10 protein-coding genes, 1 tRNA gene and 1 pseudogene are annotated in these 13486 nt (G+C 59.4%); 4 read left to right on the forward strand and 8 right to left on the reverse strand.

Annotation, left to right across the window (positions count from 1 at the left end; all coding sequences use genetic code 11):
* Positions 1-174: 174 nt before the first annotated feature.
* Together AB4Z52_RS08915 and AB4Z52_RS08920 are read left to right on the forward strand one after the other, a co-directional pair.
* On the forward strand, positions 175-2238 hold the full coding sequence (locus AB4Z52_RS08915; protein WP_442217550.1) for a lytic transglycosylase domain-containing protein: 2064 nt from the start codon (positions 175-177) through the stop codon (positions 2236-2238).
* An 85-nt stretch (positions 2239-2323) separates the two neighbouring features.
* The gene (locus AB4Z52_RS08920; RefSeq protein WP_442217551.1) at positions 2324-3217 is read left to right on the forward strand and encodes an alpha/beta fold hydrolase; all 894 of its coding nucleotides are present in this window, start codon (positions 2324-2326) and stop codon (positions 3215-3217) included.
* 71 nt (positions 3218-3288) lie between these two features.
* Here the strand turns inward: AB4Z52_RS08920 and AB4Z52_RS08925 are convergent.
* The 8 genes and pseudogenes from AB4Z52_RS08925 to AB4Z52_RS08960 all read right to left on the reverse strand — a co-directional run.
* Positions 3289-3558: pseudogene (locus AB4Z52_RS08925) on the reverse strand (porin); the annotation flags it as partial.
* The gene (locus AB4Z52_RS08930; RefSeq protein WP_442217552.1) at positions 3492-3776 is read right to left on the reverse strand and encodes a hypothetical protein; all 285 of its coding nucleotides are present in this window, start codon (positions 3774-3776) and stop codon (positions 3492-3494) included. The gene AB4Z52_RS08930 and the pseudogene AB4Z52_RS08925, both read right to left, overlap by 67 nt.
* 479 nt (positions 3777-4255) lie before the next feature.
* Positions 4256-5356 carry a porin gene (locus tag AB4Z52_RS08935; protein ID WP_442217553.1) on the reverse strand — a complete coding sequence of 367 codons (1101 nt, stop codon included), beginning with the start codon at positions 5354-5356 and terminating at the stop codon, positions 4256-4258.
* 701 nt (positions 5357-6057) lie between these two features.
* Positions 6058-6465 (reverse strand): hypothetical protein, encoded by a 408-nt coding sequence (locus AB4Z52_RS08940; RefSeq protein ID WP_442217554.1) that lies wholly within the window; start codon positions 6463-6465, stop codon positions 6058-6060.
* Positions 6466-6858: 393 nt separating this feature from the next.
* Positions 6859-6949 (reverse strand) — tRNA-Ser (locus tag AB4Z52_RS08945).
* 76 nt (positions 6950-7025) lie between these two features.
* Positions 7026-7832 carry an aldolase/citrate lyase family protein gene (locus tag AB4Z52_RS08950; RefSeq protein ID WP_442217555.1) on the reverse strand — a complete coding sequence of 269 codons (807 nt, stop codon included), beginning with the start codon at positions 7830-7832 and terminating at the stop codon, positions 7026-7028.
* A 5-nt stretch (positions 7833-7837) separates the two neighbouring features.
* Entirely contained in the window at positions 7838-9055 is a 1218-nt protein-coding gene (locus tag AB4Z52_RS08955; RefSeq protein ID WP_442217556.1) for an NAD(P)/FAD-dependent oxidoreductase, read from the reverse strand.
* A 162-nt stretch (positions 9056-9217) separates the two neighbouring features.
* Positions 9218-10336, reverse strand: a complete 1119-nt coding sequence (locus tag AB4Z52_RS08960; protein WP_442217557.1) for a Gfo/Idh/MocA family protein — start codon at positions 10334-10336, stop codon at positions 9218-9220.
* A gap of 231 nt (positions 10337-10567) precedes the next feature.
* Between AB4Z52_RS08960 and AB4Z52_RS08965 the strand changes: the two genes are divergently transcribed.
* Positions 10568-11443: a MurR/RpiR family transcriptional regulator gene (locus AB4Z52_RS08965; RefSeq protein WP_442217558.1), complete on the forward strand. Its 876-nt coding sequence runs from the start codon at positions 10568-10570 to the stop codon at positions 11441-11443.
* Positions 11444-11541: 98 nt separating this feature from the next.
* The gene (locus tag AB4Z52_RS08970) at positions 11542-13473 is read left to right on the forward strand and encodes a bifunctional 5-dehydro-2-deoxygluconokinase/5-dehydro-2-deoxyphosphogluconate aldolase (protein WP_442217559.1); all 1932 of its coding nucleotides are present in this window, start codon (positions 11542-11544) and stop codon (positions 13471-13473) included.
* Positions 13474-13486: the final 13 nt, after the last annotated feature.

A 13486-nucleotide genomic window follows, 5' to 3' on the forward strand; every position in this document is an offset into this window, starting at 1 on the left:
GGTTATGAATCCGGGCACCATAAAGCGGCCTCTTGACTGCGACAAGCACGCTTTGCATGGTTCTGGGCAAAATCCGATATCATAATTGATCGAAATTTCGTGACTGCGCTAAGGTTTCGTTAAGGAGCCTCTCGGCAAATGGAGGGGGTTAGCAGTTTCCGCGTGAGCACCCGAATGAAAAAAGCTGGTTTGTTCCTTTCTGTCGTCGGCCTGAGCGCTGCGTGGGGCAGCCTTGCGGCGGAATTTCCCGCCACGGGTAACCCGGCTGCGGCCCGCAGATCAGTGACAGACGTCGCGATGACCATACCAGATCCACTGGTGACGGGGTCGATCCCGCGAAGCTCCTCGATTGCACCTATCAGCGGCGACCTCAAGGCCGGCCTCGACGCACTGTCCGACAAGAAACCGCAACAGGCGCTTGGCATTCGCAACGGTATGACCTCCGGTTCACTCGACCGGCACATCCTCACCTGGGCGATCGTCACATCAGGCCTGCCAGGCGTGCCGTCCGCCGAGATTGCCGCAGCGCCGCGCGAACTGGCCGGCTGGCCGGGCCTTGGCGGGCTTCGTTCCAATTCGGAACGGGCACTCTTTAACGAAAACCCGCCGGCCGACGAGGTCATTGCGGCGTTCGGCAGCACGCAGCCGGAAACGGCACAGGGCGCCGTCGTCCTTGCCCGCGCGCTCGTCTCGCGCGGCCAGCCGGCACAGGCGGCAAAGCTCATTCGCAAAGTCTGGCGAACAGAAGGCCTCGACAAGCCGTTCGAGGACAAGGTTCTCGCGGAATTCTCCGGATTGCTTGGCCCCGCCGACCACAAGGCGCGGATGGATTATCTGCTCTATCGCGACCGGACGGCCCAGGCCAAGCGCTTCGCCGACCTTGGCAAGGCTCAGTCGCTTTATACCGCTTGGGCAGCGGTCAGCAACAAGTCGGCCAATGCGGGCGCGCTGCTGAGTTCCATCGACGCCAAGTGGAAGAGCGACCCGGCCTATCTTTTCATGCGGATCGAATATTTGCGCCGCCAGGACAAGTATGACGAGGCGGCAGCTCTGTTCGCGCAGATGCCGCGCGACCGTGCAGCCCTTGTCGATCCGGGCCAGTGGTGGAACGAGCAACGTATCGTCAGCCGTGGCCTCGCCGACGAGGGCAACTTCAAAGCCGCTTACCGTCTTGCCGCGAGCAACGTCGCCGTCAGTCCACAGGATGTGGGAGAAGCAGAATTTCACGCCGGTTGGTATGCGCTTCGCGGCCTGAAGGACGGCGCGACCGCTGAGGATCACTTCCGCAAGATCCTGCAGATATCGAGCGGGCCCATCTCCGTATCGCGCGCATGGTATTGGCTTGGGCGTGCTGCCGAGGCGGGTGGCCCCGGCAAGGCTGCCGACTTTTATGCCAAGGCCGGGGCACTACCGAGCACCTTCTACGGCCAACTGGCCAATGAACGGGTCGGCCGGCGGACGCTCAACGTCACCTATCCGTCGCCGACCGCGGAAGACAGGCAGCGCTTTCAATCACGCGAGGCGGTCATGGCGATCTCCAGGCTTGAGGCGGCCGAAAACGGCTGGCGCGCCGACAGCCTTTATCGCGCGCTCGCCCAGCAGCTTCAAAGCCCCGGCGAAATTGCAATTCTGGCGGCACGGGCCGAGAAATCGGGCAATCATCAGCTTTCGCTGCAAGTGGGCAAGATCGCCTATGGGCGCGGCATCGACGTAGCGGCGCTCGCCTTCCCGATCGGTGTCATTCCGGACAATGCCAATATCGCCGGATCGGGCAAGGCACTGGCCTATGCGATCGCCCGCCAGGAAAGCGCGTTCAACCCGCAGGCCGTTTCGGCCGCCAACGCCCGCGGCCTTCTCCAGCTTTTGCCGAAAACCGCAAAGGCCGTCGCCATCCGCCACGGCATCGCCTATTCCAAGGACCGCCTGACGGACGACGCCGGCTACAATGCGACGCTCGGGGCTCACTATCTCGGCGAGCAAATCGATACCTTCGGCGGCTCCTACATCCTGACCTTCGTTGCCTACAATGCCGGGCCGAACAAGGTGCCGGAGTGGATCGATCGCTATGGCGATCCGCGCGGCAAGTCGATTGACGAAGTCGTCGACTGGATTGAGCGCATCCCCTTCCCCGAAACGCGGAATTATGTCCAGCGCGTCATGGAAAACTACCAAGTCTACAAGGCACGACTCGGTCAGAAAACCGACATCGAACAGGACCTGATCCACGGCCGGGGCTGACCACTACTCCTAACGGGTTAGATTGTCGAAACTGCCAAAAGGCGTTACATCCTCGCCGGGGTAACAACGACCGAGGGCAGCGTCGATGGCCACCGACTACGAGAGCGGTTTTCTTGCAAGGATTTTCGAGGCATCGGACGGGCTGAAGCTCTATGCTCGCGACTACGGCCACGACAATCCACTGACTGCAGATCGACCGACTGTGTTCTGCCTGCCCGGCCTGACGCGTAATTCGCGTGACTTCCATCAACTGGCTCTCATCCTTGCAGGCGACACCATTGCTCCTCGCCGCGTCATTACACTCGATGCGCGCGGGCGTGGGCTCTCCGGCTGGGACGAAGACAAAAGCCGCTATAGTCTCAGCGTCGAGGCAGCAGACGTCTTGTCGGCCTGCGCGATCTTCGACGTGCCGCAGGCGGTGTTCATCGGAACCTCGCGCGGCGGGTTGATCCTCCACCGGCTCGCGGTGGAACGGCCGGACATTTTAAAGTCGGTTATTCTCAACGATATCGGCCCCGCTCTTGAAGTAGAGGGTCTGGCCGAGATCCGCGACTATCTCAACCGCGACCGAAAGCCTGCCGACTGGGATGACGCGGTTGCAATCCTGAGAGAAAACCACGGCCACAGCTTCCCGCTACTCAGCGATGAGGATTGGGCGGACATGTGTCACGCGATCTATGCCGACATCGGCGGAAAGATAACTGCGGATTTCGACCCCGCAATTGCAGGGCAAATGACAGCGCTCGATCTCACAGTGCCCCTGCCGACACTCTGGGAGCAGTTCGACGCGTTTGGAGACATTCCGCTGATGACGATCCGCGGAGAACATTCGAAGCTCCTTTCGGTGGCGACGCTTGCTGGGATGGAAAAGCGGCATCCCGATATGGTCACCAAGACCGCAATCGGCCAAGGCCACGCCCCAATCCTCCACCTCGACGATCTCCCGTTGGCGATCCAAGGTTTTCTGTCGGCGATCTGATTGCGATGTAAAGAAATGGCAACTTCCGACGTCACAACGATGCCCTTGACAGGCGTGTACTTGACGTTGGCGGTAGCTGCGAAGATCTTCGAGTCCGTGTAGGCGAGCTGCAGATTGGCATTCAGCTTGGCATCGAACGGAACGGTGAAGCCGCCCCATGCAGCCCAATCGCCCCAGCCGCAAAGATCGCCACGGCCAACCGGGCAAACGGAACGGCTCAAGTTCGTGCCAGCGCACTGGTTCGGATTCGAACCGTCGGTGTTCCAACTGTCCATCAAGAAGGCCTTGAAGACGCCGAAATCGGCGTTGTTACGAGCCTTGATGGCGCCTTCTTCGACGATCGAATCATAGCCACCAACGAGCTTGACCGACCAACTACCTGTGCGTAGCGGCGATCAAGGTGAGACCTCTCATCCAGGTCGCCGCGCCACAAACTATCGGCCTTGTAGCCGAGGCCGAGAGCGCCGTTAGGCTTATATTGATTGGCCCTTGCGGTGACCCACGATGTATTGCTTTTGCCGATGGCGTTTACTGTTGAGTTACTATCTTCCAACGACACGACGGCCGTGAAGCTGTTGCCGGCGTCGTAGTTGTAGATGAGCTGGTTGAGTTCCTAAGAACCGTCATAGATGACGTCGTCGTTCATCACACCGCCGGCATAGCGAGCGAACTGATTTTACTGCTAGTCTGCCTTACCAACGGTGGAGCCGCCACGCTGATATTTGCCCAAAGAAGCTTGGTCTTGTTGCCGGTGGAGCCGTTGCCGCCTTCCTGCCAATTCCAGCAGATGACAGTTTTGGTCTTAAGGGCGCCATATTCCGTGTCAGTTGCCGTATCCAGGTTCAAACTCGGTGCGCGAGTGCCACGGGACATCCTGCATGGGCAGGAAGGCGGCCCGCCGCAGCGACCGAAGGGCCCTGTCATCGTTGTGCATCGGAACCAAGTGCGTTGCGCGCGGATATCAGGACCCATCAAAAACGAAAAAGCCCGGCTCGAAAGCCGGGCTCACCTCATTGGCCGAAGCCAAATCAGGTTTTATTAGAAGCTGCGTTCGAAACGAAGGATACCGGCAACAGTGTCGTCGCTCGGCAGGTCGTAGTGAACGTAGGTGATTTCCGGCTCTACGAGCAGGTTCTTAACAGGGTTGAACTTCAGGTTGGTCGTAGCTTCGAAGATCTTGCTGTCAGAGTAAGCGAGCTGCAGGTTCCACTTGAGCTTGTCGTTGAACGGTACGCCAACGCCACCCCAAACTGCCCAGTCGCCCCAGCCGCACTGCGAACCATGAACAACGCCGTCAGACGTCGTGCAAGCAGACTGATCTTGGTTCGAACCAGCGTACTGGTTGAGCTTGTCGCCGTCCGTGTTCCAGCCGCCCATCAAGAAGGCAGTGAAGCCGCCGAAGTCGGCGTCGATACGAGCCTTGATAGCGCCTTCTTCGACGATCGAGTCGTAACCGCCGACGACCTTGAAGGACCAACCGCCAGCCTTGTAGCCGAGACCGGCAACAACGTTAGGAGCGTAGTGATCGCCCTTGGAAGTTTCCCAAGCGCCGTTATACGCAGATTTGTCGGCCGAAGAGTTGGTATCTTCGATCGAGATCACGCCGGTGAAGCCGGTGCCGCTATCGTAGTTGTAGGTCAACTGGTTGAGTTCGTACGGGCCGTCATAGATCACGTCATCGTTGATGACGTCGCCGGCGTAACCAACGAACTGGTTGTACTGCGAGTCCGTCTTACCAACGGTGAAACCACCGAGGCTGATGTAGGACCACAGCAGGTTGGTGTTCGTGCTGTTGCCTTCGCTCCAATCCCAACGAACGATCGTCTCGGTCTTCAGGGCACCGTATTCGGTGTCCGTTGCCGTGTCGACGTTCAATTCAGCGCGGGTGTGCCACAGAGTGCCAACGCGGCTGTCGCGGTTGTAAGCGTCATACCATTCACCTTCGGTACGAACCTTACCACCGATCTTCAGGCAGGTTTCCGTGCCGGGGATGTAGAAGTAGCCGGCGCCGTATGCATCGCAGATACGTACGTATTCAAGTGGTTCCGGTTCAGCAGCAACAATAGCGTCAGCCGCGTGAGCACCGGATACTGCTGCGAGGGCAGCAGCGGAGCCGAGAAGTAGGCTCTTGATGTTCATATTGACCTCCAGTTCAAAGTTTCAATCGGGTCTGAGATTTTTTACCCTAAGGCATTCCCTGCCCCAGACCCATGTTTCAAGAAGTGGACGACACGCCCTCGCTTCCGAAGTTGAAAATACAAGACGCGGGCCGTCACGCAATCGACATCCGCTCGAACTGGCTAATTATGGAGGCTCTTATATAAGCGTTGTTGCTTAAAGGTCACAAAGCCGAGACGGCCAGCCTTATTTCTTTATACTTTATTAAGAAAAGCTTTATTCTGTGGGGGTTTAGGCCCCTCCTGGAAGGGCGGCCGCCTGTGGAAAACCACGGATTTCCCGGGCTGATTCCGGGCAAAATCGCCGAATAGGGCGTGACGGGAAGGAATGACCCTCGATGTATTGGGGTGGGGGCTGGCAGGCAAAACGCACGACGGTGGTGCCGTTTTCGCGATTCGTAAGGCAGCGATTCCCCAGTTCGTTGATTCGTCGTCGAAATTCTTTTCCCGGTCGTCGGCGATCGCTGGTGCGGGAAGACAACCTGGGCGAAAGCTGATCGCCGGATCCCGATTGGTCAATTACCCCAATAGGCGTAGCCGGCGGACGGATCAGGAAAGTCGGAATGAATTGCCGGCGCAAAGTAATACCGTGTGGCCGAATCCGTCGACGGGAATGCGCCTTTCAAACCGATTTGATCGGAGGGCGTCCGTGGACTTGCGCAGTCAACCCGGCGGCTTGCGCAGCGGGGGTACAGACGCGTAGGGGTTGGCAGCATCGTAGGCGCCATTCGGCTCTCCAGAGCCTGGCGACAATACATTCTTAATCAGCACTCCCTTTTGGCCGAAAAGATAGCCAATGCCGGCACAGAGATGCGCTATCGACTCATAGTCGAAATTCTTGAACTGGTCCTGCGCCAAGAATGACGCGTCATCCCATGCCTTGCCGCTCAGCGAATAATAGCCGGAGCTTTTCAGGTAGGACGATGCAGCTTTTTGGTTGACGAGCGAGCCCTCGCAATAGTGGCTCAACGCCAAGGAGAGCATCACGTTGCGGAGCACGTCGGCGGAAGGATTGCCAAGAGAGCCGGAATATTTCTTCAGATCATAGTTGGTGGCTGGATCGTTGGTCATCGACTTCCGCCACACTGCAGGAAATTTCTCATCTGCGTGAGCGGCGGCTGGCACGGTCAGAGCAAACGCGACAGCGAACAATCCGCCGACACCGAGAGAAGAGACGCAACGAAAACGCGTGAAGATATTGCAGTTCATATTCGTGCTTTCGCTAAATTTGTTAAGGTAAATGTCCCGTTTAAGTAGATTGAGTCGGGAGACATTCTCAACTGGTTTCTGCTTTGCGCACACGGATGCGGGTCAGCCCGAAGATCAGATAAGGTGTCGGAAACGTTCCGTATCTAAGCGGTGTTTTGGGACAGGGTCTTTCAAAACACAAAGTGGGAAATTAGCGGAAAACCGAAGGGCCGGTGTCTGATACCACACTCAAAGTGGCCACATAGGCCGAGCGAATGGCGGAGAGGAAGGGATTCGAACCCTCGATACGCTTTTGACGTATACTCCCTTAGCAGGGGAGCGCCTTCGGCCACTCGGCCACCTCTCCGAGGCCGTGACTATTTCGCCAAACCCATAAAGGCAAGGTTTTTTTTCCAAGTGACGGATAAAAACTGTGCAGCTCGTCAGTAGCCGCCTATCGAGGGCGTGTCGCCGGCGTCGGCGTCCGGCTTATATTTTAGACGGAGCTGCCGCAGCGCCGCCGAAAACTCGGACACATCGGCGCCGACCGCGACGAAGGTGGCACCGAGGTCGAGGTAGTGGCGGTTCAGGCTCTCATGCGATGTCAGGATGCCGGCCGGCTTGCCCGACTTGAGGATCGTCGCAATCCCCTTCTCGATTGCCGCCTGGACTTCGGGCGCTTCGATATGGCCCGGGAAGCCCATGTCAGCCGCCAGATCCGAAGGGCCGATGAAGACACCGTCGATGCCGTCGACCCTGGCGATGCGTTCAAGATCGGCCATGGCAGCGCGGGTCTCGGCCTGCACCAGCACACAGATGTCCTTGCTTGCATTGGCGACATAGTCGGGGATCGTGCTGAAACGGGACGCGCGCGCAATGCCCGAGCCCATGCCGCGGACGCCATGCGGCGGATAGCGCACCGCCCGCACCAGCATCTCGGCCTGTTCAACGCTGTCGACCATGGGGATCAGCAACGTGCGCGCGCCGATGTCGAGCGCCTGCTTGATCATCCACGTCTCGCCAACCGGCAAACGCACGACGGGCTCTGAAGGCGAGCCCTGCAGCGCCTGCAGCTGGGCGAGAATGCTGCGCAGGTCGTTCGGCCCATGCTCGCCATCGATCACCAGCCAGTCGAAGCCGGCATGACCGGCGATTTCGGCGGCATAGGCATCTGCCATCGCCACCCATAGGCCAATTTGTGGGCGACGTTCGCTAAGGGCCGTCTTGAAGGCGTTGGGGGCTAAGGCCATGTGATCTATCCGAGCAGTTGTTTGAGGTCGGCGTCAGGGTCGGCGATGATGGCGCGATCGGGCTCGATGCCCGCTTCGAGCAGCTTCTTGCCGGTGACATAGGCGCGGGCATCGTTAATGGCATCGACGGCGATGAACTTGCCCGCCTTGAAATACCAGACCGAGACAGAGCCTTCGCGCACGCCGTGACGCAGCACGGTGTGATCATAACCGATATTGAAGCCGGCGATCTGCAGTTTGACGTCGTATTGATCCGACCAGAACCATGGCTTGGGATCATAGGGCTCGCGGCTGCCGGCAAGGATCGCAGCGACTGCTTCTGCTTGGTCGACGGCATTCTGTACCGATTCGAGACGGATGCGCCCACCCTTCCACGGCAGTTCGGCGCAATCGCCCATGGCATAAATGGCGGGGTCCGACGTCTGTGCGAACTCATCGACGACAATGCCGTTGCCGACATCGAGCCCCGCTTCCTTCGCCAGCCGGTCATGCGGCACCACGCCGATGCCGACAATGACAAAATCGATGTCGAGGGTGGTGCCGTCCGACAGCTGCGCGGCAACGACATGCCCGTTCTTGCCGATGAGGCGCTTCAGCCCGGTCTTTTCGCGGATCACGACGTCACGGTCCTGGTGGATGACGCGCATGATATCGGCCGTTTCCTTGGCGGCGACGCGCTGGAGGATGCGTTCGGCCATTTCGATGACGGTGACCTCGAGCCCGCGATGGCGGGAAACGGCCGCTGCCTCGAGACCGATATAACCGCCGCCTATAATAAGGACGCGACGGCCCGCCCGCATCTCACTTGCGAGACGGTCCGCGTCGTTCTTGTCGCGGGCGACATAGACACCTTCGAGATCGCCGCCGACTGCAGGGGGCAACCGCCGCGGGGTGGCGCCTGTTGCCAGCGCCAGCGTCGCGTATTGCAGCGCCGTGCCGTCCTGCATGACAACCTGCTTGCTGTCGCGCTTTATCTGCTCGACCCAGGTTGCCAGGCGTATCTCGACATTATTGTCGGCGTACCAATGCTCGGGTCGGAACAGCAGCCGGTCGAAAGTCATCTCGCCAAGCAGATATTTCTTGGTAAGCGGTGGACGCTGATAGGGAAGAACCTCTTCGGCACCGATGATGGTGATCGGGCGTTCGTCCTTCAGCGTCCTCAACTTTGCAGCAAGGGCGAAACCGGCCTGTCCCGCACCGACGATGACCAATCTACCCGTCACGATAATCGCTCCAATTGCCGACCGGACGTCTCCCCCCATCGGCGAGCGCCCTGTGATGTCGACGGCAGGGGTATCCCCTCGCCTCGGAGGCGTCAACCACGCCTGCCGCACAGCCGTCGATATCAAGCCCAACTAGAGCGGCGACGGTCGTCTTCCAGTTGGTCAGTCGGCGATTTCGATCCAGCGCCGCTCATGGAAAGACTGCGCCATGGCGTGGACGGATTTTTCTATTCTCAGGCCATCGCTAAAGGCGACCGTCGAGGACGGCTCGCCCGAGATCGCACGAATCAGCTCCCGGCATTCGATGATCTTCAGGTCGTTGAAGCCGAGGCCGTGGCCGGGTGCGGGAATGAAGCGGTCGTAGGGGTGATGGGCTGGTGCCGCCAGGATCTTGGCATAACCCTGTTCGGAGCCTCGCCCTTCGGCCCGGTACAGCTCGAATTCGTTCATGCGCTCCTGGTCATAGGAAATGGAGCCCTTCGAGCCGAAAATCTGCAGGGCGATGCGCCCCTTTCGTCCCCAGGCGGCGCGATTGGCCATCAGCACGGCCGAGATCCCGCCGCCAAGCCGCATCAGCACATTTGCCGCATCGTGATTCTCGACCGCCCGGCGGCCGCCGTCTTTCAGCGGGCGGTCGGCATAGGGCTTGACCATGTCGGTAATGACAGCCTCGACATGGCCGAACAGGAACCAGATCATGGAGAGCGGATGCACTGCGAAATCGTCGAGCGCTCCATAACCGGAAGCGCTTTCGCTCTTCCAATAGAAGAGAGCCTCGGCATCCGCCATGAAGTCCTCGTCCATCTCTACCCGAACGTGATTGACGGCTCCGATCGCACCCTCGCCGATCAGCGTCTTGATGTGCCGCATGACGGGATTCTGGATATAGTTGTAGCCGAGGATGGCAACCTTTCCGGAAGTCTTGGCGGCGATCAGCATGCGTTCGGCCTCGGCATAGGCCGGTGCCATCGGCTTTTCGCACCAGACGTGCTTGCCGGCCTCGAGTGCCGTAATCGCCATTTCCGCGTGAAACTGGTTCGGCGTCGTCACGGAGACGACATCCACGTCGGGGTCGGCGATCAGCTGTCGCCAGTCGGACGTTGCCTTTTCGAAGCCGAATTCCGAGGCGCGGCTTTGCGCCAGTTCGGCGTTGGCCTCGGCAAGATGAACCAGCTTCGGCCGCTCGACATCGCCAAAAACCGTCTTGACCGCATTCCATGCGAGCGCATGGCATTTGCCCATATAGCCGGTTCCAATCAGCCCTATTCCCAACGCCTTCATGTCAGCCTCCTCCGGCCCGGTTCGGACCCTTTGGCACAGTTTTTGGAATATTTGGACCGTTTTGACAAGGCGACCTTCAGACGTCGAAGAGCCTCACACCGTTACATTTCGCGATTGTCGTAGAAAATACAGCTGCTTAAAAATATTGATGCCGTGAAAATCGAAATCCGCTATGGTCGGAAGATAGAATGTTTGTTTCATTAACGGATGGAAACACGCGAGGGGCCTGACATGACCGACGATATCAAGGCTCAGCGGAAAGTCCCGCGGGATTTCGAAAGCCTTCGCAGCACGATCATAGAGCGCAAGAAGGCGATGCCGAAGCGTCTGGCCCAGGTCGCTGCGTTTGCGCTGAACAGCCCCGACGAGATTGCCTTCGGCACCACGGCAAGCATTGCGGCCGCTTCCGATGTGCAGCCCTCGACACTGGTGCGCCTGGCGCATCATTTGGGCTATGAAGGTTTCTCGGATCTCCAGAGCATTTTCCGCGAACGCTTGCGGGACCGGACGCTGAGCTACGAGGAACGGCTGATTTCGCTGGAAGAAACCAGCGGCGAGGACGAGGACGCCAATATACTTTCGGGCTTCATTTCAGCCGCAAGCCAATCAGTGAACCGGTTGGCCGCGACCATCCAAACCGACACCTTTGCCCGCTCGGTTGATATCCTCGCGGCTGCCGAGACGATCTATCTCATAGCAAAGCGGCGGTCATATCCCCTCACCGCCCATATGACCTACGCTTTCTCGAAATTGAACATCCGCCACCAGATCGTCGCCTCGCCAAACGGCGTCGATCAGGAACTCGTGCAATTTGCCACGCCAAGGGACGCTGCGATTGCCGCAAGCTTCTCGCCCTATGCCGCGGAAAGCTTGGTCCAGAGCCAGGCTCTGGCCGACCGCGGCATTCCAGTCATCGCCATTACCGATTCGGCCTTTTCGCCCTTGGCCGCCTGTGCGACACATTGGTTCGAAGTGGCAGAATCCGATTTCGCCGGTTTCAGGTCGCTCTCCGCCTCGATGGCGCTGATTATGGCTTTCCCCGTAGCCATCGCCGAACGGAGGCGCAAGGCCGCGCCCGTAAAAGCTGTTAAAGCCAAAATGGAATAAACATTCCGAATTGACAAAATACTGGAACCAATGTTTCATTATGGCTATATAGCGCTGGCACCGGGAGCTGCTCGCTGCGATTTCGACGGGAGGACATCATGGTAGATCGGAACAACGGCGGCAAGCCGGAACAGACGCTTGACGTGATTGCCATTGGTCGCTCGTCGGTGGACCTCTATGGCCAGCAAATAGGCTCGCGGCTGGAGGATATCGCTTCCTTTGCCAAATCGGTCGGCGGCTGCCCCGCCAACATCGCGATCGGCACGGCGCGGCTGGGTTTAAAGTCCGGCCTCATCACGCGGGTCGGCAATGAGCAGATGGGCCGCTTCATTCGAGAGCAGTCGGCACGCGAAGGCGTTGCCGTCGACGGGATCGTTACCGACAAGGAGCGGTTGACGGCGCTCGTACTGCTTGCCGTCGAGGCCGAAGGCGTATCGCCGATGATCTTCTATCGCTCGGACTGCGCCGATATGGCGCTCTGCGAAGACGATATCGACGAGGGATTTGTCCGTTCTTCCGGCGCGGTGCTGGTATCGGGCACGCATCTTTCCAAAGCGAACACCGAGGCCGCCCAGCGCAAGGCGATCAGGATCGCCAAGATGAACGGCCGCAAGGTGGTCTTCGACATCGATTACCGCCCGAACCTCTGGGGCCTTGCCGGCCACGCCGAAGGCTTCGAGCGCTACGTGAAGTCCGATCGCGTCACCGAGAAGATGAAGCAGACGCTTCCCGACTGTGATCTGATCGTCGGGACCGAGGAAGAGATCCTGATCGCGTCCGGAGCCGACGATGTGCTCGGCGCGCTGAAGACAATTCGCAGCCTCAGCACTGCCACCATCGTGCTCAAGCGCGGCGCCATGGGGTGCATCGTCTATGACGGTCCGATCGCAGACGACCTCGAAGCCGGCATCATTGGAGAAGGATTTCCGATCGAGGTCTATAATGTGCTAGGCGCCGGCGATGCCTTCATGTCCGGCTTCCTGCGTGGCTGGCTGAAGGGCGAGGCGTTGAAGACCTGCGCCACCTGGGCCAATGCCTGCGGTGCTTTCGCGGTCTCGCGCCTGCTGTGCTCGCCGGAATATCCGACCTGGGCTGAGCTCGAGTTTTTCCTTCAGAACGGCAGCAAGCATCGGGCACTGCGCAAAGACGAGACGATCAACCATATTCACTGGGCAACAACCCGGCGCGGCGAGATTCCCTTGCTGATGGCTCTGGCGATCGACCATCGCTCGCAGCTGACCAGTGTCGCGGACGAACTCGGCGTTCCCTATGAACGTATCAACGCCTTCAAGCGGCTGGCAGTCTCAGCCGCCGCCCGCGTTGCCGATGGCCGGCAAGGCTACGGCATGCTGATCGACGAGCGCTTCGGGCGCGACGCCTTCTTCGACGCAGCGACGAAGAACTTCTCCTGGATCGGCAGGCCTGTCGAACTGCCGGGCTCCAAGCCGCTGCGCTTCGAGTTCAGCCAGGACATCGGTTCGCAACTTGTCGAATGGCCGGCAAATCATTGCATCAAGTGCCTTTGCTTCTATCATCCCGACGATCCGGCAGAACTGAAGACAGAGCAGCAGGAAAAACTCGTCACCCTGTTTGAAGCCGCGCGCAAGGTCGGACGCGAGCTTCTAGTCGAGATCATCGCCGGCAAGAACGGGCCTCTGACCGATACGACCATCTCGACGGCGATGGATGAACTTTACGCGCTCGGCATCAAGCCGGACTGGTGGAAACTGGAGCCGCAGGCTTCGACTGCCGCCTGGCGCCGAATTGAAGCGGTGATCGCCAAAAATGATCCACTTTGCCGTGGTATCGTGCTGCTTGGACTGGAAGCACCGGCCGAAGAACTATTGAAGGGTTTCGAGGCGACGCTCGCCGCACCCTCCGTTAAAGGCTTTGCCGTCGGCCGGACGATCTTTGCCGATGCGGCGCGCGCCTGGATGGCCGGAGACATGGACGACGAGGCAGCGATTGCCGACATGGCCGACCGCTTCCGGCACCTGACCGAGGCATGGCTCCAGACACGCGGCCTTTGAGCGAACAAGAAAT

It is taken from the genome of Rhizobium sp. 2YAF20, assembly GCF_052114685.1.
Taxonomy (GTDB): Bacteria; Pseudomonadota; Alphaproteobacteria; order Rhizobiales; family Rhizobiaceae; genus Rhizobium.